Raw genomic sequence first — 21,775 nt, forward strand, 5'->3', positions numbered from 1 at the left:
TCATGTACTATAAGCGTAAGATGTTTTGACTCAAGCCGTATACACGGATAACTAAATAACAAGCCGGAGAATAACAATGAGTGCTAAGGGGCAAATGCTGCAAGATCCATTTCTGAACATCTTGCGCAAAGAACACGTACCTGTCTCAATCTACCTGGTGAACGGCATCAAACTGCAAGGGCAGATCGAATCGTTTGACCAGTATGTGGTATTGCTGCGCAATACCGTGACCCAGATGGTGTACAAGCACGCCATTTCAACTGTGGTGCCATCGCGTTCAGTGACTGTGCCGCATGACAACCCAGCCGCTGCTGCAACTGAAAACTAATTGCGGGCAGTTTGCTGCGTGTCCAGCCCCGAAAGATTCGTTCTTTCGGGGTTTTTTCTGCTTGTAATTTATGTAATTGGCCCCATGCTCAAAGCCTAGCGGGTAAAGAAAAACAGAGGTTTGCATGTTTGAACGCCACCAAGGCGGCGATGAAGCCATTTTGGTCTGCTTGGATTTTGGCGAAGCAGATTACCGAGATGGTGTCGATGAATTTGTAGAATTGGTCAAATCAGCGGGCGTGACGCCGCTGCATATTATCGAAGGTAAACGCCAGCGGCCTGATCCGGCCTATTTTGCGGGCTCAGGCAAGGCAGATGAAATTGCCCTTGCCGTGGCGCAGTATCAGGCCTCGCTGGTGATCTTTAATCATCAGCTCTCGCCAGCCCAAGAGCGGAATCTGGAAAAAAAGGTGCAGGCACGGGTGCTTGATCGCACGACCTTGATTCTGGATATTTTTGCCCAGCGTGCGCGTACCGCCGAGGGTAAGCTCCAGGTTGAGCTGGCGCAGTTGGCGCATATCCAAACCCGTTTGATCCGTGGCTGGACTCACTTGGAGCGGCAAAAGGGCGGTGTCGGTTTGCGCGGGCCGGGTGAAACTCAGTTGGAAACTGACCGCCGTTTGATCGGGGTGCGCGTAAAACGCTTGAAAGATCAATTAGCTACCGTGCAAAAACAGCGGGCGACTCAACGCAAATCACGCGAGCGCAATCGGCAATTTACGGTTTCGATTGTCGGGTATACCAATGCTGGAAAATCCACTTTATTTAATGCGCTGACCAAAGCCAAAATTTATGCGGCCGATCAGTTATTTGCTACGCTGGATACCACTAGCCGCAAACTCTTTTTGGATAATGAACATTCAGTGGTTTTGTCGGATACGGTCGGGTTTATTCGCCAATTGCCGCATACGCTCGTGGCGGCATTTCGCGCCACGCTGGAAGAAACCATCAATGCGGATTTGCTGCTGCACGTGGTGGATATCAATCACCCGATGCGTGAATTACAAATTAGCGAAGTGAATAAAGTGCTGGCCGAAATCGGTGCGGAACATATTCCACAAATCATGGTCTTCAACAAGATTGACCTGAAAGCACTGCCGCCTGAATTGGGGCGGGATGAGTATGATAAAATTCAATCGGTCAAATTAAGCGCCATGCAAGGGCAGGGGCTTGATTTGCTGCGTACTGCCTTGATTGAAGCCATGAGCCAGTCAGAAAAGGAAGAATAAATGAGTCAAAATGATCCGCAATGGGGTGGTGGCCGTCCTGGAAATAATGGCGGGCCACCTGGGGTGGAAGAAATCCTGCGCTCCTTGAGCGATAAGGTAAATCGCCTGCTGGGTGGCAAAGGTAACGGTAATGCCAATGGTCAAGCCCCTTACGGCAGCCAGCCTAGCAAAGGTGGCTCAGCCGGCTTGATCTTGGTGGGTGGCGCCTTGCTGGCGCTGTGGCTGGGTTCGGGTGTGTATGTGGTAGATGAGCGGGAAAACGCGGTCATCACCCGTTTTGGTAAATATGTCCAAACCGTTGAAAGCGCCGGTTTGAAATGGCATATGCCGTATCCAATTGAGCAGCGCCAGATTGTGAATGTGACTGAGCTGCGCAGCTTGGAGGTCGGTGTTCGTGCCGAAGGGGCCGGCAATGATGAAAGCACCATGCTCACCGGTGACCAGAACATCATTGAAGTGCAGCTGGAGGTGCAATACAACCTCAATTCTGCCCGCGATTTTCTGTTTAACAACCGCTTCAAAGATGGCGATGGCCGTGATGTGGTGAAGCAGGCGGCTGAAACAGCGATTCGCGAAGTGGTCGGTAAAAATAAAGTCGACTATGTGCTCAATGAAGGCCGCGGCAAGATTGGTGAAGACACCAAAGAAATCATCCAAGATCTGCTGACCAAATATGGCACCGGTATTTCGATTTCGCGGGTGAATATTTCTGATGTACAGCCACCTGAGCAAGTTCAGGCGGCCTTTAGCGATGCGGTGAAAGCACGGCAAGATCGGGCGCGCTTGATCAATGAAGGTACGGCCTATGCCAACGATGTGGTGCCTAAAGCCAGCGGTATGGCAGCGCGCTTGAAAGAAGAGGCGCTGGGTTATCGCGAGCAAGTGGTATCCCGCGCCGAAGGTGATGCCTCACGCTTCCGCCAGATTGCCGCCGAATATGCCAAAGCACCGCAAGTGACGCGCGATCGGATGTATCTCGATGCCATGCAGACCATGTACCAGAACACCACCAAAGTACTGGTGGATCAAAAAGGTAGCGGCAATCTCTTGTATCTGCCGCTGGATAAGCTGATGCAGATGAATGCAAACAGCAATGGTGGCGAAGCAGCGCCAGCGGCGAAAGCGGCTGACCCTGTCGCCCCCGTTCCCGCCGCAGAAACCGCCCCTGCCAAGCAGCGCGGCGACCGTGACGGCCGCTAAGGAGTGATCATGAACAAAATTATGCCGGTAATCGGAGCTTTATTTGTCGCGTTGTTCATTTTCTCAACGACGTTTTTTACTGTAGATCAGCGCCAATATGCGATCGTCTTCCAGTTCTCGGAGGCGGTGCGGGTGATTAAAGATCCGGGTTTCCATTTCAAAGTGCCGTTGCTGCAAGATGTGCGCTACTTTGATAAACGGATCCAGACCATCGATGAAGAGAGCCCAGCACGGATTCAAACCATCGAAAAGATGAACGTGAAAGCCGATAGCTTTATCAAATACCAGATCGTGGACGTCGAGAAATACTACAAGGCGGTCGGGGTGGATCAGCGGAAAGGCGTTGATCGTCTGCGCAATACCGTGAACAACATGCTGCGTGATGAGTTCGGTAAGCGCACGGTTCAAGACGTGATCTCGGGTCAGCGTGATGAAGTGATGGATTACGTGCGCAAAGTTGCGGATGCCGATGCCGCGCGCATCGGGGTGCGGGTACTGGATGTACGCATCAAACGCGTTGAGCTGGAAGACAGCACGCTGAATTCCGTGTACGAGCGCATGCAGTCCGAGCGTAAAGCGGTGGCCAGCCAATTGCGCGCCGAAGGTAGCGCCGCAGCCGAGAAAATCAAAGCCGATGCGGATAAACAGCGCGAAGTGATTTTGGCGGCAGCGTATAATGAGGCGCAGCAAATGAAGGGTGAGGGCGATGCCAAAGCCGCCGGTATTTATGCCGAAGCGTATGGCAAAAACCCAGAGTTTTACGCCTTCTATAAGAGCCTTGACGCTTACAAGCAAAGTTTTGCCAAGAAGAGCGATGTGCTGGTGGTTGACCCAAGTGCCGACTTCTTCAAATACATGAAGAATCCGCGCGCCGGCGGCGCCAAATGAGTGAAACGCTCTGGCTTGGCTTGGGGCTGATGCTGGTGTTTGAAGGCATTATGCCCTTTACCCTGCCGCATGTTTGGCGTGCTACCTTGCGCCGGATGGCTGAGCTTACTGACGGACAGATACGCCTGATCGGTTTCTGTTCGCTGATTGCAGGTTTGTTGATTTCGCTGGCGGCCAAATAACCCCTCGGGGGTATTGCCGTCAATCATCTAAATGACGCCCACACCGGGGTATACCCCGGGTGGGCATTTGGTTTGTATAGACAATGCGTAATTGGATCCTTCCCGAATATATCTCCGATGTCCTGCCCAGCGAAGCGCGCCAGATCGAAAGCATGCGTCGTCGCCTGCTCGATCAGTTTGCGCTGTACGGCTATGAGCAGGTTGAGCCGCCGCTGGTGGAATATGTGGAATCGTTGCTCACCCAGCACGATGCCGCGCTGGATCTGAAGACCTTCAAGCTGGTGGATGAGCTTAGTGGGCGGCAAATGGGTTTGCGCGCTGACATCACCCCGCAGGTAGCGCGGATCGACTCGCATATCCTCAATCGCGAAGGCGTGGCGCGCCTGTGCTATGCCGGCTCGGTCGTGTGTACACGCCCGGATGGACTGCTCTCTACCCGTCAGCCGCGCCAGATCGGTGCTGAATTGTATGGCTGTGCCGATATCGCCGCCGATGTGGAAGTGATCGAACTGATGTTTGCGAGCCTGCAAGAAGCAGGGGTGAGCGATCTCACGCTGGAAGTGGGCCACATTGGCCTCTTTAACGCGCTAGCCGATGCGGCCGGTTGGCAAGGCGAAATTCGTCAGGCGGCTTTTAATGCTCTGCAACAAAAAGACCAACCCACACTGACCGAGTTGGCGGCGAATCTGCCGGCTGATTTACGCGCCGGCCTGCTGGCGCTGCCCAATTGTTATGGCGATAGCAGTGCGCTGACTCAAGCTGCTGCTCAGTTGCCAGCACTGCCGGCCATTCAGGTGGCTTTGGCGACGTTGCAGCAGCTTTATGCAGCACTGGCTGCACGCGGTTTGGCAGTGCGCTTTGATCTGGCCGAATTGCCTGGTAGCTACTATCACACTGGGTTGGTGTTTAATGCCTACGCCAAAGGCTTTACCAATGCCGTGGCGCGGGGTGGCCGCTATGACAGCGTGGGCGAGAAATTTGGCCGTTCGCGCCCTGCGACCGGTTTTAGTATCGATTTGCGTGGTTTAACCCGTCTGCCATTCCCGGCGCGTCGCCCCGGGATCTTGGCCCCACAAGGGGAAGACCCGGCTTTGCTGGCGAAGATTCGCCAGCTGCGGGAAGCTGGTGAGATCGTGATTGTTGACTTGGGCGTACTGAGCACCGAGGTCGATGTCGACCGCACCCTGCAGCAAAAAGAGGGTGTTTGGCAAGTGCTAAGCCTGTAAAAAATAAGCCGTTTTTACAAAAAAAACGCTGGCTCAAACAGCGTTTTGACGTTAAAGTTCCGTCGCAACGTTACCGCTGTAATGTTGCCAAATTATTTTGTGTTTTATGCATCGAGGTTTGGGAATGAGCAGAAATGTAGTCGTTATCGGTACCCAGTGGGGTGACGAGGGTAAGGGCAAGATTGTTGACTGGCTGACCGATCACGCTCAAGGCGTGGTTCGCTTTCAAGGCGGTCACAACGCCGGCCACACCCTGGTCGTTGGCGGCAAAAAAACTGTTCTGCGTCTGATTCCATCGGGCATTTTGCACGCAGGTAAAGCTTGCTTTATCGGTAACGGCGTGGTGATTTCACCAGAAGCGCTGCTCAAAGAAATCGACGAGTTGAACGCGGCCGGTATCGACGTGGCTAGCCGCCTGCGCATTTCTGAAGCATGTCCGCTGATTCTGCCATACCACATCGCGCTGGATCAGGCCCGCGAAGCCGCCAAAGGCGACAAGAAAATCGGTACCACCGGTCGTGGTATTGGCCCAGCCTACGAAGACAAAGTGGCGCGTCGCTCAATCCGTCTGCAAGATTTGTATCACCCAGAGCGTTTCTCGGCCAAGCTGCTGGAAAACCTCGAATGGTATAACTTCCAGCTGGTAAATTACTTCAAAGCTGAGCCGGTTGAATTCCAGAAAGTGTACGACGATGCACTGGCCTATGCTGAGCGTATCAAGCCGATGCTGGCCGATGTATCTCGCACACTGTACGATCTGAACAAAGCCGGCAAACCGCTGCTGTTTGAAGGTGCGCAAGGCACCTTGCTGGACATCGACCACGGTACTTACCCATTTGTGACTTCAAGCAACTGTGTGGCGGGTGCAGCGGCACCAGGCGCCGGCGTTGCCCCACAAATGCTGCAATACGTACTGGGTATTGTGAAGGCTTACACCACACGCGTAGGTTCGGGCCCATTCCCAACCGAACTGTTCTGCGATATTGGTGCCGGTCTGGCAAAACGCGGTAATGAGTTTGGCTCGGTGACGGGGCGTCCACGCCGCTGCGGCTGGTTTGACGCCGCAGCGCTGAAACGCTCAATCCAGATCAACGGTGTATCAGGTCTGTGTGTCACCAAGCTGGATGTGATGGACGGTATCGAGACCATCAAGCTGTGCGTGGGCTACAAAGTGAACGGCGTAGAGACCGACATTCTGCCTGTTGGCGCAGATGATATTGCCCTGTGCGAGCCAATCTACGAAGAAATGCCAGGCTGGAATGACAGCACCTTTGGCGTGAAAAAGTGGGAAGACCTGCCAGAAAACGCCCGCAAATACCTGCAACGGATCGCTGAAGTTTGTGAAGCGCCTATCGATATCATTTCTACCGGCCCAGACCGCGAAGAAACCATCGTACTGCGCCACCCATACAACGGCTAAGCACTCCTTGCTAATAAAAAACCCGCCAATTGGCGGGTTTTTTATTGCCTAGTGCGTCGGCGAGTGGATTAAGCAAAAAAGCAGCAATCAAACTTAAAGCGTTGGCTTGCTAGTCGGGGTATTGCCCGCCAAGCAAATAACTACATGGCTTAGCAGGCTATACCCTTATTTTTTCTTCTTGGCGGTTTTCGTGGCCGCTTTCTTGCTGCTGGTTTTATTGACTTTGCTCACCGCTTTGGTGTTGCCCTTATTGCGGCTGGCGCTGGCTTTGCCTTTGCGTGTATTGCTAGGCTGTTCGGCACTGCTGCGCGGCGAACATTGCATCACCGTTTTGCGTTTTTTGCCTTTGCCGGTGGTGATTTTGGTGCAGCGCTGCTGGCTGCTGCGGGCTTCGTCGTTGCGGGCGGAGCTGCTAGTGGCATTGGTGGCCGCTTTGCTGCTGGCGCTGTTGGGGGCCGCCGCAAAGAGGGCGTTTACATTCAGGCCTTTGCCGCCGCCATCGGCAATGCGGCGCGCGCCATTAAAGCGGGTTTGCCAGTAGCTCAGATTCATATTGGCCACTTCGATATTGCGGCCTTTGCGCGGGGCATGAATAAAGCGATTGTCGCCCAGATAAATCCCCACATGGGAGAACGTACGCCCCAGCGTATTAAAGAACACCAGGTCGCCCGGTTTAAGCTCATCTTTATCGATGGTTTGCCCGGTTTGCGACATGCCTAGCGCTGTGCGGGGCAGGGTGATGTTCATTGAGTTTTGAAAGACGTATTTGATAAATCCCGAGCAATCAAGGCCAGACTCGGGCGAATTGCCGCCCCAGGTGTATTTCACCCCGATCAGGCTCATGGCGGACAGTAGCAAATCCTGTGCGGGGGTGTAATCCGTGCCTTTGGGCATGACATTACTGGTGGATTTGGCTTTGCGAGGTTTGGGGTTGGCCGGGCTGCCAGGTTCGGCATCGTCCAGATTGAGGGATTCGGCGTTTTTAAGTACCGGTGGCGTGCTGTCGCCCAGTGGCATGTCTTGGTCGGCTAGCGCCCATGGGCTAGCGGCTGCACAGACTGTAGCGAGAATGATGATCCATTTCATGGGCAAGAACTTTACGGGTGTGGAAAACGGCTGTAAAGCCTAAAATTCAAATTTCGGCCTGCTGCCCTTTGGGACTGACTCGATGTTGAAAGAAACGTTCACGGTGATGCGTGATTTACCGCGTGTGCGCGAGATTATCGCGATTTTGATGCGGCATGGCTTGGGTAATTTGGTACAGCGTTTGGGCTTGGCAAAGGGCATTGAACGTGCTGGCGATTTGCTGCATTGGCCTGGCGATCATGAGATCGAGCAGTTGGCCCCCGCCGTGCGGGTGCGCAAGGCGCTGGAGCAGCTTGGCCCAACGTTTATCAAACTGGGGCAAGTGCTAGCCACGCGGGTTGATATGTTCGAGCCGGAGTGGATTGCCGAGTTTGAAAAGCTGCAAAGTGATGTGCCGCCCCTGCCGTTTACCGAGCTATTGCCCGAGCTGCAAGCCGCGCTGGGCGCAGACCCACACAGCCTGTTTATTGAGCTGGATCCGCAGCCGATCGGCTCGGCTTCGATTGCGCAGGTGCATCGTGCGCGCCTGGCCGACGGTACCGAGGTGGTACTTAAGATCCGCCGCCCCAATATCACCGCCAAAATCGATGCCGATTTGCGGATTTTGCGGCATATCGCCTCGCTGGCGGTGTTTGAGTTTCCGGATTTGCGCCGCTATCAGCCGGTGCGAATGGTGGATGAATTTGCCAAATCACTGCATCGCGAGCTCAATCTCTCGATTGAGGCGCGGCATTTAGAGCGTTTTACCACCAATTTTGCCGGCCACGATGAAATCGTGATCCCGAAAATCTGGTGGGAATGGACTTCCGAGCGACTGATCGTGCAGGAATACATTGCCGGCGTGTCCGGCAATGATCTGGCCGGTGTCGATGCCGCCGGGCTGGATCGGAAATTATTGGCCGCGCGCGGGGCCGATGCGGTCTTGAAAATGGTATTGATCGATGGCTATTTTCACGCCGACCCACACCCCGGCAATGTGAAATATCTGCCCGATAGCCGGATCGCCTTTCTGGATTTTGGCATGGTAGGGCGACTACCGCACCCACGCCGCGATCACATTGTTGATCTATTGGCTGCGCTCGCCCAGCGCGATGAGCATGGCATTTTGAATGTGCTGCTGGAATGGACCGGCGACACGGTGGTGGATGAAGACAAGCTGGCGGCCGATATTGCCGACTTTATGTTCAACTACGAAAACCTTTCGCTTAAAGACATTCAGTTTGGCCATCTCTTGAATGATGTGGCGATGATTATGCGCGAGCATGAGATTACGCTCCCATCAGATCTCACGCTGCTGTTTAAGGCGCTGATCACGCTGGAAGGCTTGGGCCGCCAGCTCGATCCGCAATTTCAGATGGTGCCGCATCTCACGCCGTTCGTGCGCGAAGTGATTATGGCGCGCTACAACCCGAAAACGCTGTTTAAGCGGGGCAAAGATAATCTATTTGAAGCGTTTTCAATTGTCTCGGGCCTGCCGCGCGATATTGGCAAGCTGATCAAACAGGCGCGGCGGGGTAATCTGCGCATCGATCTGGATTTAAAACGGCTGGATAACTTTGGTAGTCAGCTGGCCAAAAGTGCCAACCGGCTCACCATGGGCATTGTGACCGGCGCGCTGATTATTGGCTCGTCCATCGCCATGACCATCAAAGTGGGGCCGACGATTTTCGGTATGCCGCTGTTGGGTTTTCTGGGCTTTGTGCTGGCACTCATCAATGCCATCTGGCTGATGTTTGCGATCTGGATTTCCAGCAAGAGTGAAAGCTAGGCTTTAGCACTCACTGCTGCGCCCCTTTGGTGCGGGTGTTGCATGATTCATGAGCGGCGCAATCAGGGCCTGCCACTGCGCTAGTTTTGCTGCTAGTGGCAGGGTATAGGCTGGGCTGCTTGATGGCGCAACGCTGCTAGCGAGATACATCGGGATGTATCGTTGCCCGTGCTTGGCTGCGGCTTGCCCGTTAAATACCACCAGTTGCAACTGCGGCAGCTGGGCGATCAATTCGGCCAGGGGGTTGGGGTTAATTTCACGCAATGCGCTATCGAGGCTGCCGCGGCGCTGTGCTTGTGCAACCACATCCCACAGTGCAATCCCGGCGGCTTTTAGGGCGGCGTAACGGGCCGGGAAGGGGTGTTCGTGCAAGGGCTGGCCCAAAAGGGCGCTCATGATCGGCCAGAAGGCATTGCGTGGGTGGGCGTAGTATTCACCTGCCGCCAGCGAAGCATCGCCCGGCAGGCTGCCCAAGATCATAATACGGGCATCGACCTGCCAGATCGGCGCAAAACTGCTTTTACTGCTCACGATTGCTGTAGGAGCGCTGCGCCATCAAAGCCGAGGCGTAAATTTCCCCAATGCCGTCCACCAATAAAGATGGGTACATCCAGCTCGGTCATGGTTTCGCCGGTGTCGCGCACATAGGTTTGCAACAAGAAGCGTTCGGTATTTTGCGCGGCGCGCAGGCCCGCCGGGTCGTTGAAAATGCGGCGATCGCGGCTGTTAACCAGATCTTGGGCCGGATCACCACTGAGTGGTTTGGAATACCAGCTATTGTGGGTGGGGCCATAACCGCGGTTATCGACGGCTAAGGCAAACTTACCACCCGTAGCTGTACGAACTAAATCATCATAAATCGGCTGAATTTCATTCACGAAATACTGGCTGTAGCTCGTGGTGTATTTCGGGGGCTTGGTGTCGGCCACGGGCTGATAGCGCTGATCAAAAACATCAATTCCGCGCTGTTGCAAAGCGGTAATTTTCTCGGCCACGCGGTCGCGGTAGCGCAGGCACAAGCGGATGGCACTATCGAGCGCGCCTTGCCCAATCACAAAGCGGCCCACCATGCTTTGTACGTTTTCCGAGGCTTTGGCCACATCTTGTGAAGACGCCGCCGAGTGCTGCATTTTTTCGTTCACCATCAAGGTGAGCTGGTGGATTTCGCTGACATTGGTATTGACCAAGTGATTAGCCGTGCTGAATTCCTCTAAAGTGGCGGCAATCCCGCCCAGGGCCTGCGAGGTGTTTTCAAAGTCGTGCACCATACTGGCAAATTGGGCTGAGGCTTTTTCCACGACTTCACGGGTACGATTGGCGTCGGCAGTAATCAGGTGGGTTTCTTCCAGAGTTTCGGAAACCTGAGCCAGCATATTGTCGATGTCGTGCGAAATCTCATCAGTAGCCACGCCTACTTTTTCGGCCAGTTTGCGTACTTCATCGGCCACCACCGCAAAGCCACGCCCTTGCTCGCCAGCGCGTGCGGCTTCGATTGCGGCATTCAGCGCCAGTAAATTGGTTTGACCGGCGATTTCCTTGATTAGGTCGACAATGGTCTTGATGCTGGCCGAGCGCTTATTCAGGCCATCTACGGTTTGGTTAAAATTGCCGATCTTGCTGTTAATCGCGCTAATGCGCTGCACTACGTCTTGTAATTCTGAAAATGAGGCGTGCGCCAGCTCTAAATTAGTGGCCGTGGTTTGGGCGATTTCGCCGGTTTGTTCGGTGACGTGGCTAATGCCGGCGGTGGTGCTGGCGCTGGCTTCAACAATGCGCTGGGCTAGTTTGTCTTGCTGCTCGGTGGCCAGCGCCGAATCACGGATGTGTTTTTGTGATTTGGCAGCTTCCAGTGCCATGCTGATGGTCATATTCTGGACAGTGGCGATGATTTCGCGCTGTTTGCCCAAAAAACGATTGCAGGTGTTGGCTAGCTGGCTGATTTCGTCGGTGTAGGGCGATGGAATATTCTGCGAGAGATCGCCATCATGATTGGCCGCGTCGGCAAATACGGCCTCGATCAGACGCACCGGTTTGGTAATCCAGAAATGAAAATACGTAATCTCGATCACGCACAAGAGAGTCGCACCAATCAGTGCGAGCCAGCCATAAGTAATCAGCGAATCCACGACCTGCAGTACGCTTTGCTGCTGGGCCGCGGGTAAGGCGGCCAGCGCGGTAGCGAGTTCGCTGCGCGCGCTGTACAGCAGGATTAGAATCAACAAGGGAAAACAGCCCAGCAGGGCAATGAAGGCAAATTTTCGTGCCAGTGTCGGGATGAAATTCTTCTCGAACGCCCGATGAAAGTCCGCAATCCAGGCCATGAGAGTGGATTCCTGTTTTTATATTTTTATTTGTAAGGCGTGTTGCTACCAATGCAAGGGCTTTAGTGATCAAAGGCCAGTTGCAAGTCATCCAGAGAAAGATGCCATTTTTTCAGCATGCGGCTAAATACCGCCAGCTCGGCATCGTTGATTTCTTCGTCTGATTTGGCTAAATCAAGTGATAGCGCCGCCAGTTGTAGGCGTTTTTTCGGCTCGGTGACGGTGTCGAGCAGCTCATCAATGCGCTCTTTATCAACCAGATGCACGGTGCCGTTTTCATCGGCTTCATCGCCGATGTCGTTACAGTAATCCTGCAGCACCTGAATAAAGCCTTTGCGTGAAATGCCCAGTACGTCATACACATGCAGATGTTCCAGCTCATCGATTTCTTCCGGATCGAAATTGCCGTCACAGATCATTTGCAATACCAGAATGCGGGCCATCGCTTCTGGGCTATTGATTGCGTATTTTTTCATGGTGTTATCCCTCGTGGTTCCAGTGCCGTGCGCAGTGGCGTTGGTAAACTGCTTATTTTTCTGCGCTGATAATCAAAGGCAGCCATGCCGGTTCTAGCCTGGGCAATCGGGCGGCCTTCTTGGGTTACATCGTAATAAAGATCAAAGCTGGCGCGCCCAACTTCGGCGCAACCTAGGGCAATCTGCAACGATTGCCCGTGAAATACTTCCTGGCGAAAACAAATGGCGACATCGGTCATGATTAAGCCCTTGCCACCTACATCCAGCTCATCGGCATAACCCAATTGCTTGAGCCATTGCAGTCTTGCTTCGTGCAATAAAGCCAGTAGCGCGTCGTTGCTCAGATGCCCACCGTAATTGATGTCGCGAATACGAATTGTCAGCTCGGTGAAAAACAAATCGCATGTGGGTAAGCTTAGTTCAAATCGCGCCATCGGGGAAAAATAAGTACTTTCTAAAGTATCTGGTGTTGCAGTGTATGCGCAGGCGAAAACGGCTGGCAATACCGGCATTTCCCATCTGTTGCATCATTGGGCTGCTAGACTGAAAGTACAGGAGATTTCTTGCTGGGGAGACCAATCATGTATACCCGAATTTTTGTCCCGATCGATCATAGCGAAACCAGTGATGCGGCGCTGACCGAGGCTTGCCGCCTCGCCAGTGAGCAGCATGCCACTTTGCGCCTGATTCATGTGATCGATCTGGCTCAATTTGCCTGGAGCGCCAATGAATTTCTGGATGTGCCGCAATTGCAGTCTTCGCTCAAAGAAAGTGGCGAGCATTTACTGCTTGAACGGGCTGCACAAGTACGGGCGCAGGGGCTTGAGGTGGAAACTGCGCTGCTGGAAATCTGGGGTGGCCAAATTGCCAAGGCCATTGTGGAGGATGCGGTACAATGGCAGGCTGATTTGCTGGTGATGGGCACGCACGGTTATGGTGGCCTCACGCATTTATTGCTGGGTAGTGTGGCCGAAGGTGTGATGCGCTATACCACCAAGCCGGTGCTGCTGGTGCGCGCGCCGCAAAACGCTGTTTAAACGAGTTCTGCATGTCGATTGAAATCAAAGCCCCTTTGTCGGTCACTGACCACCGCCGTGATATAGCCGGAATGCGCTATGTGTATCCGGTGGTCTCGCGGCGGGCGGGTGGGGTTTCAATTGGTATTAATCTCAACCCCAATAATGCCTGTAATTGGGCCTGTGTGTATTGTCAGGTGCCCGATCTGCAGCGGGGACCAGCGCCGGCGATTGATCTGGGCATGCTAGAAGCCGAGCTGACTGCATTGTTGCATGAGGTCGTGCATGGCGATTTCATGCAGTCGGCGGTGCCGGCTGGGGCGCGGCGACTGAATGACATTGCATTCTCGGGCAATGGCGAGCCCACCACCGCGGCTGAGTTTTTGTCGGTGATGGAGCTGGTGGCCAAAGTACGGGCGCAATTTGCGCTGGATATTAAGACCGTACTGATTTCCAACGGCAGTCAGCTGGATAAGGCGCCGGTGCAGGCTGGGGTCGCGCGCATGGCGCAATTGCAGGGGGAGGTCTGGTTTAAGCTTGATCGGGCGCCCGAAGATGGTTTTGCCTTTGTAAACCAGATTAATTTGCGCGCCAGTCAGGTTGAGCGGCGCCTACGCGCAGCCGCTGCCCTGTGCCCGACCTGGATACAGACCTGTATGTTTGCGCTGGATGGTCAGCTGCCAAGCGAAGCCGAGCTGGCAGCCTACTTGGCGTTTTTGCAGCGACAGCTGGCGGCCGGGGTGCCGCTGGCCGGCGTGCTGTTGTACGGGCTGGCGCGGCCTTCGCTACAGCCGGCAGCGCCGCGCTTAAGTGCTGCGCCGGCAGACTGGATGCAAGACCTTTCGACGCGTATTGAGGCGCTGGGTTTACCGGTGAAACTCAGCGCTTGATTTGCTGCGGCTTATTCGCCGACCTGGGCGGATTTGCGAATCAGATCTTGCAGCAGGTTTGGCTGTTGCTCGCGCAGATAATTCAGCGCCTGAATTTCTTCTTTGCGCAGGGCGGCCAGATCAATCCCTTCTACATGGACGACGCGCAGTAGTTCACGCACGGGCTTGGGCATGGCGCGGCCGCTTTCATAGCGTGAGCCCCCACTTTGCGTCACGCCGATCTGACTCCAGAAGTCCTGTTGATTCATGCCAAGTTGTTTACGGATCTGTTTGGGATTCAGGGTGGTTGTCATGGTGTTCTCCTTAATGATGAGGCCAACGATTCCTCTATGCCGCATTGATAAATGTTGATGTCATCTTAAGAATTTTGACTCTGTGAGGCACGGCACTTTTGCAACTGCCCAGTGTTGAATATTGCCGAACTTAAAATGGAACTAAATCAAGGGCTAATCAGCGAATGCTAATTTGTTTGGCATATTGCGTCAAATCCCTATTGCGCTGGGTGACGTTTTTGTGCATATGACTTTGTCATTGCGTTTGGGGTGATGTATTAGCCTGAGGGGTAGGCTAATACATCTTTGTGGGGCGATACGGGGAGGGGGTATTATTTGAGCTGCAAGCTGAAATCAGGCCTTTCGCTGCTAATCTCGTGCAGTAGATTTTCTATGGCTGACAGTTCGTGTGGGCTGAGGTGCTGGCGCGCTTGGGTAAAATCCGGCCAATTGAGCTGCACCGGGCCGGCAAGATTGTTGGCGAGCAAGTCGTATAAGCCATCCAGATTGTGGCCAAAGGCCTCGTCGGCCGGGATTTGCGCGCCAATCTGTTGATAGAGCTCCGCCAGCGAATGTACTTGGCAGAGGGTTAGCGTGGTGTGGCTTGGCATGCGGGCACCTCGGTAAAGGTTTGGTAATGATCAATGGTAATAAAGCGCGGGCCGTTGCCTTGGTAAACCAAGCGTTTGGCATTGCGCTTTTGGCCGCGGTAATCCAGATCGGCCTCTTGGTAGCGACCGCTTGGTAGGCGTTGCTCGCGGTTGCCGAAGCGATCGCCGCCAATCGATTTGCCAGGTAGAACATCCCACAGGCTGCGGCCCGGCTGCCAGCCGGCCGCCTGAGCCTCGCGTTTGCTCACAAATTTGGGCGGCAGGCTCTGCGTCAGCGCGAGGCTATTGAAGACTTCGTTGAGTTCTTGTGCATTAAGCTGGTGGCTGCGGGCAAATTGTTGCGCCAATTGGCTGCAGCTTGGTGTGGCGGCGCTAGCCCAGGTGCTTAGGCTAAGGCCGGCGATGGTCAGAAGAGTCAATAAGCGCGACATAGGTTGGCTCGGGATTGGGGTGGGGTCATTATGCGCTGATTTGCTCGCTGGCGCAGAGGGATGAAGCCCTGAGATGGTGCGGCTTGGTTGTCGCAATACAGGGATTCCGCTACTATCAGGGGTTTCCCGATTGTCCCGATTGGCGATCCCTGCTATGGCAAAAACCCTGTACGACAAACTTTGGCAATCGCACGTGGTCCGCGAAGAAGCGGATGGCACTTGCCTGATCTATATCGACCGTCATCTGGTGCATGAAGTGACGAGCCCGCAAGCCTTTGAAGGGCTGAAACTGGCTGGTCGCCAACCATGGCGTAAAACCTCGGTGGTGGCCACGGCCGACCACAACACCCCCACCAATGAGTGGGACAAAGGCATTCAAGACCCGATTTCGCGCCTGCAGGTGGAAACGCTGGATGCCAATATCAAAGAATTCGGCGCGCTGGCGTATTTCCCATTCAAAGATCAGCGCCAAGGTATCGTGCATGTAGTCGGCCCGGAAAACGGCGCTACGTTGCCGGGTATGACCGTGGTGTGTGGTGATAGCCATACCTCAACTCATGGTGCTTTTGCGGCGCTGGCGCACGGTATCGGTACTTCTGAAGTTGAGCACGTACTGGCTACGCAAACATTGGTTGCCAAAAAATCGAAATCCATGCTGGTCCGCGTAGATGGCCAACTGGGCTTTGGTGTAACGGCCAAGGACGTGGCGCTGGCGATTATCGGCAAAATCGGTACCGCTGGCGGTACCGGTTATGCGATTGAATTTGGTGGCGATGCCATTCGCAGCTTGAGCATGGAAGGGCGGATGACCCTGTGCAATATGGCCATCGAAGGCGGCGCGCGTGCGGGCATGGTCGCTGTGGATGATAAAACCATCGATTACCTGCAAGGCCGCCCATTCTCGCCAAACGCAGAGCAATGGGATGCTGCAGTCGCCTACTGGCGCACGCTGGTGTCTGATGAAGGTGCTGAGTTTGATACCGTCGTTACGCTGCGTGCGGAAGAAATCGAGCCGCAAGTCACTTGGGGTACCTCGCCCGAGCAAGTGCTGGGCATTTCCGGCAAAGTGCCAAATCCAGCCGCAGAGAGCGATCCGGTGAAAAAAGGCAGCTATGAGCGCGCCTTGCAATATATGGGTTTGACCGCGGATACCCCGCTGGCGCAAATCGCCATTGATAAAGTCTTTATCGGCTCCTGTACCAATAGCCGGATCGAAGATTTGCGGGCAGCTGCGAGTGTCGTCAAAGGCAAGAAAAAGGCAGCTTCGGTCAAGCAAGTATTGATCGTACCAGGCTCGGGCTTGGTAAAAGCCCAAGCCGAAGCTGAAGGCCTGCATCAGATCTTTATCGAAGCCGGGTTTGAATGGCGTGAGCCGGGCTGTTCGATGTGTCTGGCCATGAATGCCGATCGTTTGTCGCCGGGTGAGCGTTGCGCTTCGACTTCAAACCGCAACTTTGAAGGGCGGCAAGGTCAGGGCGGGCGTACGCATCTGGTAAGCCCAGAAATGGCCGCCGCCGCCGCGATTGCCGGCCATTTTGTTGATGTACGAACTTTTGCCTAAGGAGTGCGCATGCGTGTCATTTTGTTCGGTGTGTTACTGCTGAGTCTGACCGCGTGTAACACCATTTCCGGAATCGGCAAAGACATTAAAAAAGGTGGCGAAGCCATCGAAAAGGCAGCGAAATGAAACCGTTTACTCAACTGGATGGGCTGGTGTGCGCGATGGATCGTGCCAACGTCGACACCGATGCCATTATCCCTAAGCAATTTTTGAAATCGATCAAACGTTCAGGCTTTGGCCCGAATCTGTTTGATGAATGGCGCTATCTGGATCACGGTGAGCCGGGGATGGATAACAGCCAGCGTCCGCTCAATCCGGATTTCGAGCTCAATCTGCCGCGCAATCAAGGCGCGCAAGTCTTGTTGGCGCGCGATAACTTTGGCTGTGGTAGCTCACGTGAGCACGCGCCATGGGCAATTGAAGATTTCGGCTTTCGCGCGCTGATTGCGCCAAGCTTTGCCGATATTTTCTTTAATAACTGTTTCAAAAATGGTCTGCTGCCGATTGTGCAGCCTGCGGCCGTGGTTGATCAGTTGTTCCGTGAAGCGGCCAGCGAAGGTTATCGCTTAAAGATTGATTTGCCAGCGCAAACCATCACCACCCCAAGCGGCGAGCAATTCAGTTTTGAAATCACCGAGCATCGCAAACACTGTTTGCTTAATGGTCTGGATGAAATCGGCCTGACTTTGGCGCACCGGGATGAAATCGCGGCTTTTGAAGCGCGGCGTAAAGCCGAGCAGCCGTGGCTGTTTGCCTAATGTAATTGAGCCCCGACACAAATTTGGGGCTTAATTTTTAGACTTGATCAATAAATATGACCGGGTTTTATCGTATAGTTTCACGGTCAAATACACACTTGGAAAGTAAACCCATGATCCTGCATAAATTTAAAAATTCGAGCGATCTTGATCGTGCTGCTGCTGACCTGATCATTTCCATGGTTCGTGCCAAGCCTAATGCAGTGCTGGGCATGGCCACCGGTGGTACCCCAGTCGGCCTGTACAAAGAAATCGTGAAAACCTACCAGGCAGGTCTGGTGAGCTTTGCTCAAGCTAAAACGTTCAATCTGGATGAATACGTGGGTCTGCCAGTGACTCACCCAGAAAGCTATCGCAATTTCATGCAGCGCAATCTGTTCGATCACATCGACATCAAAGCGGAAAACACCCACGTACCGAACGGCAATGCCGCCGATGTGGATGTAGAGTGCCGTGATTACGACCGCATGATGTTCGAGCAAGGCCCGGTTGATCTGCAATTGCTGGGTATTGGCCACAACGGTCACATCGGTTTTAACGAGCCAGATACCCAATTGTCACGCGGTACTTACAAAGTAACGCTGAAAGAAGAAACCCGCGAAGCCAACAAACGCTTCTTCGATAGCATTGATGATGTACCCACTCACGCCGTGACCATGGGTATGGGTTCGATCATGCAAGCCAAAGCGATTTTGCTGGTGGTAAAAGGCGCTGAAAAAGCCGCCATCCTGGATGCAACCCTGAATGGCCCGATCACCACGCAAGTGCCAGCTTCATTGCTGCAAACGCACCCACGCGTGATTGTGATGACTGATTGCGACGTTGATTACAAAGTATCGTTCTAAGCTGGCCTAGCCCAGTGAGCAAAGAGGGGCTTGCCCCTCTTTTTCACGTCGGCGGCAGTAATTCTTGCTAGGGGTATTGGGCTGTAAGCCAATCTAGATCAATACTGCAGACCTATACCCATTAGTATTTTGCATTGACACTCAACACCACGACGAGAGCATTATGAAAGTTCTGATTCTGCCCGGTGACGGCATTGGCCCCGAAATTGTTGCTCAGGCGAAAAAAGTCCTGCTGGCACTGCAGCAAGATGGCCTGGCGCTGGAGCTGCAGGAAGCCCCATTGGGTGGCGCAGCTTATGATCAATACGGCGCGCCGTATCCAGAATTCACGCAAAAACTGGCGCGTGAAGCCGATGCGATTTTGCTGGGCGCCGTGGGTGGCCCACAGTACGATCAGCTCGATCGCCCGCTGCGCCCAGAGCGTGGCTTGCTGGCCATCCGCAAAGATCTGAACTTGTTTGCCAATCTGCGCCCCGCGATTCTGTATCCGGAATTGGCCAATGCTTCAACGCTGAAGCCAGAAGTCGTGTCAGGCCTCGATATCCTGATCGTGCGCGAATTGACAGGCGATATTTACTTCGGTCAGCCACGCGGTATTCGCACCAATGAAGCGGGCGAGCGCGAAGGCTTTAACACCATGCTGTACGCCGAAAGCGAAATTCGCCGCATTGGCCATGTGGCCTTCCAAGCGGCGCAAAAGCGCGGCAAGCGCCTGTGCTCTGTCGATAAAGCCAATGTGCTGGAAACCACCGAATTCTGGAAAGAGATCATGACCGATCTAGCCAAGGAATATCCGGATGTCGAGCTGAGCCATATGCTGGTGGATAACGCCGCCATGCAGCTGGTGAAAGCACCGAAGCAATTCGATGTGGTGGTCACCGGTAATATCTTTGGTGACATTTTGAGCGATGAAGCTTCCATGCTGACCGGCTCGATTGGTATGCTGCCAAGTGCCTCGCTCGATGCGAATAACAAAGGCCTGTACGAGCCAAGCCATGGCTCGGCGCCCGATATTGCTGGCAAAGACGTGGCCAACCCATTGGCGACGATTTTGTCGGTGGCGATGATGCTGCGCTACACCTTCAATAACGAAGCCGCCGCGCAACGCGTAGAAAACGCCGTGAAAAAAGTGCTGGCCCAAGGCCTGCGCACGGCCGATATCTATGAAGCGGGTACGACCAAAGTCGGCTGCTCGGCAATGGGTGATGCGGTGGTGGCGGCGCTGTAAGGTCGTGCGCCGTACCGTTTGTAAGCCAAAAAAGAGCCTTGCGGGGCTCTTTTTTACTGCACAGCGTATGCTAAAACTTGCCAGCACAGTTTGGGAGAACGCCATGAAAGCCGGTTTAGTGGTCCTCGGGGTCGTGGCCAGTGTCTGGATGAGTACGGCGCACGCCGAAGACATCACGCTCACCTTGCAAGAATATCCGCCCTATATGGGCGATGCCTTGCCGCACAAAGGCTTGCTTACCCGCATTGTGGTAGCTGCATTTGCGCAGCAAAAAATCACCGCCAAACTGGTGGCTGTGCCGAATAAGCGCGCGATTGATGGGGTGCGCATGGGCTTGTATGAGGGTGGCTTTGGCTGGGCCAAAAACCCCGAGCGCGAAAAAGACCTGATCTACACCGATCCGATTTTGTCGCTGAGCATGGTGTTTTGCCAGAAGCGCGGGCGCGAAATCAGCTGGAAAAAACTGCCCGATCTCGCCACGTACCGTATCGGGATTACCTCGGGCAATTTTTACTCGGATGAATTTGATAATCTGGTGAAGGCCGGCGTATTAAAAGTAGATGCCAGCAATAGTGACGTGAGCAATCTGCGTAAACTCAATGCCGGTTATATCGATGTCTTGCCGATTGATGTCGAAGTAGGCCCGTATCTGATCGCGCAAAATCTGGGCGAAGACGAGCGCAAAAATATCGTGTGCCCGCCGCAAGCCTACTGGAGTGCGCCGCTGCATGTCGTGCTTGATCGCAAAAACCCCAAATCCCCGCGCTGGGCGACTGAATTTAATATTGGCCTGCGCAGATTACTGGAAAGTGGCCAGCTCAATACCTTGCTCGATCAGGCGCGCAAAGACATTAATCAGGCCAAATAAGCGCCCATCCAGCCTGTGCCGCGCAAGGTGGGTAGGCTTGCGGCGCGATCAAAGGTAAAATACCCACTCACCGCACCGGCCAGCAGGTCGCGTGCGGTTGTTTTATTTGGATACCTGGAGTGAGTATATGTCTAAAGCCATTTCTGTTGCGCTCGTCGGTGCAGATACCCCCGCAGCTCAAACTGTTCTGGATGTGTTGGTCGAAATGCCGATCCAGCTTGGCGCGCTGTACCCACTCGCCGATGACGAAGAAGCCGGCACGCTGGAGCTCAATCAGCAAGTGCTGCCGATTCTGGATCTGGAAACCTTTGATTTTGCCCATGTGGATGCGGCGCTGTTTGTGGGCGAGCCGGCGCTAGCCACCCGCTATGCGGCGCAAGCCGCCAGCGCGGGCGTGGCGGTGATTGATCTGACTGGTGGTGCTAATGCGCCGGTGGGCGCGGCCAAGCGCGGGCAAGTGGTGAGCCTGCCGCAAGTGGTGACTTCGATGATTACCGCCGCGCTGGATGCACTGAAAACCGCGGCAGCGCCTGAGTTTGTGGCGGCCAGCGCGCTGCTGTCGGCTTCGGGTGAAGGCAAAAACGCGATTGAAACGCTGTCGATGCAAACGCGGCAACTGTTTGCCCAGCAGGAAGTCGAGCTGGGTGGTTATCCCAAGCGTTTGGCCTTTAATCTGCTGCCGGTGACCGATGCTGAAGCCATCAACCGGGTGCAACAGGAAGTGGCGGCCGCAGGCTTGCCCTTGCATAGCCTGACCCTGACGCACGCGCCAGTGTTCTTCGGCCATGCCGTGAGCCTGAGCGTGCGCCTGGCCCAGCCACAAACCCGCGCGCAAATCGAAGCCGCGCTGCAAGCCTCGCCAGCACTGTTTTTCCTGCAAGTGGACGGCGCCGCCGGCATTGCTACCCCGCAAGATGCAATTGGCGCCGACAAAATCTGGGCGAATCAGCTGCAAGTATCGAACGATGGCCTGACGGTTACGCTGTGGCTGGTGGCTGACAATGCCCGCTTGCCAGCTCGCGCAGCAGCCTTGCTGTTAGCCCTGCTGTAATCCGCTGAGTAACTTGTTCGCCTGAAAGCAAAAGCCCCGCAGTGCGGGGCTTTTTTGTTTTTGTGCTTGCACGAGCAACATCGCACACTCGCGGCGAGCTAAGGCCTTGCGAGGGCTAAGC

25 protein-coding genes are annotated in these 21,775 nt (G+C 54.4%); 17 read left to right on the forward strand and 8 right to left on the reverse strand.

Annotated features, from left to right (window positions below; all coding sequences use genetic code 11):
• The first annotated feature begins 76 nt into the window (after positions 1–76).
• The 7 genes from hfq to L991_RS14175 all read left to right on the forward strand — a co-directional run bounded on the left by hfq (position 77) and on the right by L991_RS14175 (position 6,472).
• Complete coding sequence (hfq, locus tag L991_RS14145) at positions 77–328, forward strand: RNA chaperone Hfq (RefSeq protein ID WP_028450718.1); 252 nt, start codon at positions 77–79, stop codon at positions 326–328.
• Positions 329–452: 124 nt separating this feature from the next.
• Entirely contained in the window at positions 453–1,556 is a 1,104-nt protein-coding gene (hflX, locus tag L991_RS14150) for a GTPase HflX (RefSeq protein ID WP_028450717.1), read from the forward strand.
• Entirely contained in the window at positions 1,557–2,756 is a 1,200-nt protein-coding gene (hflK, locus tag L991_RS14155) for an FtsH protease activity modulator HflK (RefSeq protein WP_047396673.1), read from the forward strand. It begins immediately after the preceding gene.
• A 9-nt stretch (positions 2,757–2,765) separates the two neighbouring features.
• Positions 2,766–3,644, forward strand: coding sequence for a protease modulator HflC (gene hflC / locus L991_RS14160; protein WP_047396676.1), 879 nt, complete (start codon positions 2,766–2,768; stop codon positions 3,642–3,644).
• Positions 3,641–3,826: a DUF2065 domain-containing protein gene (locus L991_RS14165; RefSeq protein WP_028450714.1), complete on the forward strand. Its 186-nt coding sequence runs from the start codon at positions 3,641–3,643 to the stop codon at positions 3,824–3,826. The genes hflC and L991_RS14165 overlap by 4 nt, the downstream gene beginning before the upstream one ends.
• Positions 3,827–3,909: 83 nt before the next feature.
• The gene (locus L991_RS14170; RefSeq protein ID WP_047396678.1) at positions 3,910–5,052 is read left to right on the forward strand and encodes an ATP phosphoribosyltransferase regulatory subunit; all 1,143 of its coding nucleotides are present in this window, start codon (positions 3,910–3,912) and stop codon (positions 5,050–5,052) included.
• Between the two features lie 124 nt (positions 5,053–5,176).
• Positions 5,177–6,472 carry an adenylosuccinate synthase gene (locus L991_RS14175; protein ID WP_028450712.1) on the forward strand — a complete coding sequence of 432 codons (1,296 nt, stop codon included), beginning with the start codon at positions 5,177–5,179 and terminating at the stop codon, positions 6,470–6,472.
• Positions 6,473–6,637: 165 nt separating this feature from the next.
• Here the strand turns inward: L991_RS14175 and L991_RS17535 are convergent, their stop codons facing one another.
• Complete coding sequence (locus L991_RS17535) at positions 6,638–7,558, reverse strand: C40 family peptidase (RefSeq protein WP_052190912.1); 921 nt, start codon at positions 7,556–7,558, stop codon at positions 6,638–6,640.
• A gap of 82 nt (positions 7,559–7,640) precedes the next feature.
• Here L991_RS17535 and L991_RS14185 point away from each other — a divergent pair, with 82 nt between their 5' ends.
• The gene (locus L991_RS14185) at positions 7,641–9,326 is read left to right on the forward strand and encodes an AarF/ABC1/UbiB kinase family protein (RefSeq protein ID WP_047396680.1); all 1,686 of its coding nucleotides are present in this window, start codon (positions 7,641–7,643) and stop codon (positions 9,324–9,326) included.
• Positions 9,327–9,329: 3 nt separating this feature from the next.
• Here L991_RS14185 and L991_RS14190 read toward each other — a convergent pair whose 3' ends face one another.
• The 4 genes from L991_RS14190 to L991_RS14205 form a co-directional block, all read right to left on the reverse strand.
• Positions 9,330–9,857, reverse strand: a complete 528-nt coding sequence (locus L991_RS14190; RefSeq protein WP_231550566.1) for a DNA-deoxyinosine glycosylase — start codon at positions 9,855–9,857, stop codon at positions 9,330–9,332.
• Complete coding sequence (locus tag L991_RS14195) at positions 9,854–11,647, reverse strand: methyl-accepting chemotaxis protein (RefSeq protein ID WP_047396682.1); 1,794 nt, start codon at positions 11,645–11,647, stop codon at positions 9,854–9,856. The genes L991_RS14190 and L991_RS14195 overlap by 4 nt, the downstream gene beginning before the upstream one ends.
• Positions 11,648–11,709: 62 nt before the next feature.
• The gene (locus tag L991_RS14200) at positions 11,710–12,123 is read right to left on the reverse strand and encodes a TerB family tellurite resistance protein (protein WP_028450709.1); all 414 of its coding nucleotides are present in this window, start codon (positions 12,121–12,123) and stop codon (positions 11,710–11,712) included.
• Positions 12,120–12,635, reverse strand: coding sequence for a thioesterase family protein (locus L991_RS14205; RefSeq protein WP_231550567.1), 516 nt, complete (start codon positions 12,633–12,635; stop codon positions 12,120–12,122). Before L991_RS14205 ends, L991_RS14200 begins: the two co-directional genes overlap by 4 nt.
• A gap of 69 nt (positions 12,636–12,704) precedes the next feature.
• On the opposite strand from L991_RS14205, the gene L991_RS14210 reads away from it, so the two are divergent.
• A complete protein-coding gene (locus tag L991_RS14210; protein WP_047396686.1) occupies positions 12,705–13,160 on the forward strand; it encodes a universal stress protein in 456 nt (151 codons plus the stop codon).
• A gap of 11 nt (positions 13,161–13,171) precedes the next feature.
• On the forward strand, positions 13,172–14,029 hold the full coding sequence (locus tag L991_RS14215) for a radical SAM protein (RefSeq protein WP_047396688.1): 858 nt from the start codon (positions 13,172–13,174) through the stop codon (positions 14,027–14,029).
• A gap of 11 nt (positions 14,030–14,040) precedes the next feature.
• Here the strand turns inward: L991_RS14215 and L991_RS14220 are convergent, their stop codons facing one another.
• The 3 genes from L991_RS14220 to L991_RS14230 form a co-directional block, all read right to left on the reverse strand.
• A complete protein-coding gene (locus L991_RS14220; RefSeq protein WP_034619846.1) occupies positions 14,041–14,322 on the reverse strand; it encodes a DNA-binding transcriptional regulator in 282 nt (93 codons plus the stop codon).
• A gap of 311 nt (positions 14,323–14,633) precedes the next feature.
• A complete protein-coding gene (locus L991_RS14225) occupies positions 14,634–14,912 on the reverse strand; it encodes a barstar family protein (protein WP_047396690.1) in 279 nt (92 codons plus the stop codon).
• Positions 14,891–15,343, reverse strand: a complete 453-nt coding sequence (locus L991_RS14230; RefSeq protein ID WP_052190913.1) for a ribonuclease domain-containing protein — start codon at positions 15,341–15,343, stop codon at positions 14,891–14,893. Before L991_RS14230 ends, L991_RS14225 begins: the two co-directional genes overlap by 22 nt.
• Before the next feature lie 154 nt (positions 15,344–15,497).
• On the opposite strand from L991_RS14230, the gene leuC reads away from it, so the two are divergent.
• The 7 genes from leuC to L991_RS14260 all read left to right on the forward strand — a co-directional run bounded on the left by leuC (position 15,498) and on the right by L991_RS14260 (position 21,654).
• Positions 15,498–16,904: a 3-isopropylmalate dehydratase large subunit gene (leuC, locus tag L991_RS14235; protein WP_028450702.1), complete on the forward strand. Its 1,407-nt coding sequence runs from the start codon at positions 15,498–15,500 to the stop codon at positions 16,902–16,904.
• A 9-nt stretch (positions 16,905–16,913) separates the two neighbouring features.
• The gene (locus L991_RS17095) at positions 16,914–17,030 is read left to right on the forward strand and encodes an entericidin A/B family lipoprotein (protein ID WP_156129093.1); all 117 of its coding nucleotides are present in this window, start codon (positions 16,914–16,916) and stop codon (positions 17,028–17,030) included.
• Positions 17,027–17,662, forward strand: a complete 636-nt coding sequence (leuD, locus tag L991_RS14240; protein ID WP_028450701.1) for a 3-isopropylmalate dehydratase small subunit — start codon at positions 17,027–17,029, stop codon at positions 17,660–17,662. The genes L991_RS17095 and leuD overlap by 4 nt, the downstream gene beginning before the upstream one ends.
• Before the next feature lie 113 nt (positions 17,663–17,775).
• Positions 17,776–18,507 carry a glucosamine-6-phosphate deaminase gene (gene nagB, locus L991_RS14245; protein WP_028450700.1) on the forward strand — a complete coding sequence of 244 codons (732 nt, stop codon included), beginning with the start codon at positions 17,776–17,778 and terminating at the stop codon, positions 18,505–18,507.
• A 163-nt stretch (positions 18,508–18,670) separates the two neighbouring features.
• Positions 18,671–19,735, forward strand: coding sequence for a 3-isopropylmalate dehydrogenase (leuB, locus tag L991_RS14250; protein WP_047396693.1), 1,065 nt, complete (start codon positions 18,671–18,673; stop codon positions 19,733–19,735).
• A 103-nt stretch (positions 19,736–19,838) separates the two neighbouring features.
• Positions 19,839–20,603, forward strand: a complete 765-nt coding sequence (locus tag L991_RS14255; protein ID WP_197053906.1) for an ABC transporter substrate-binding protein — start codon at positions 19,839–19,841, stop codon at positions 20,601–20,603.
• 127 nt (positions 20,604–20,730) lie between these two features.
• The gene (locus L991_RS14260) at positions 20,731–21,654 is read left to right on the forward strand and encodes an Asd/ArgC dimerization domain-containing protein (protein ID WP_047396695.1); all 924 of its coding nucleotides are present in this window, start codon (positions 20,731–20,733) and stop codon (positions 21,652–21,654) included.
• Positions 21,655–21,775 lie beyond the last annotated feature (121 nt).

The sequence above is a fragment of the Chitinibacter sp. ZOR0017 genome, assembly GCF_000799095.1.
Lineage (GTDB): Bacteria > Pseudomonadota > Gammaproteobacteria > Burkholderiales > Chitinibacteraceae > Chitinibacter > Chitinibacter tainanensis.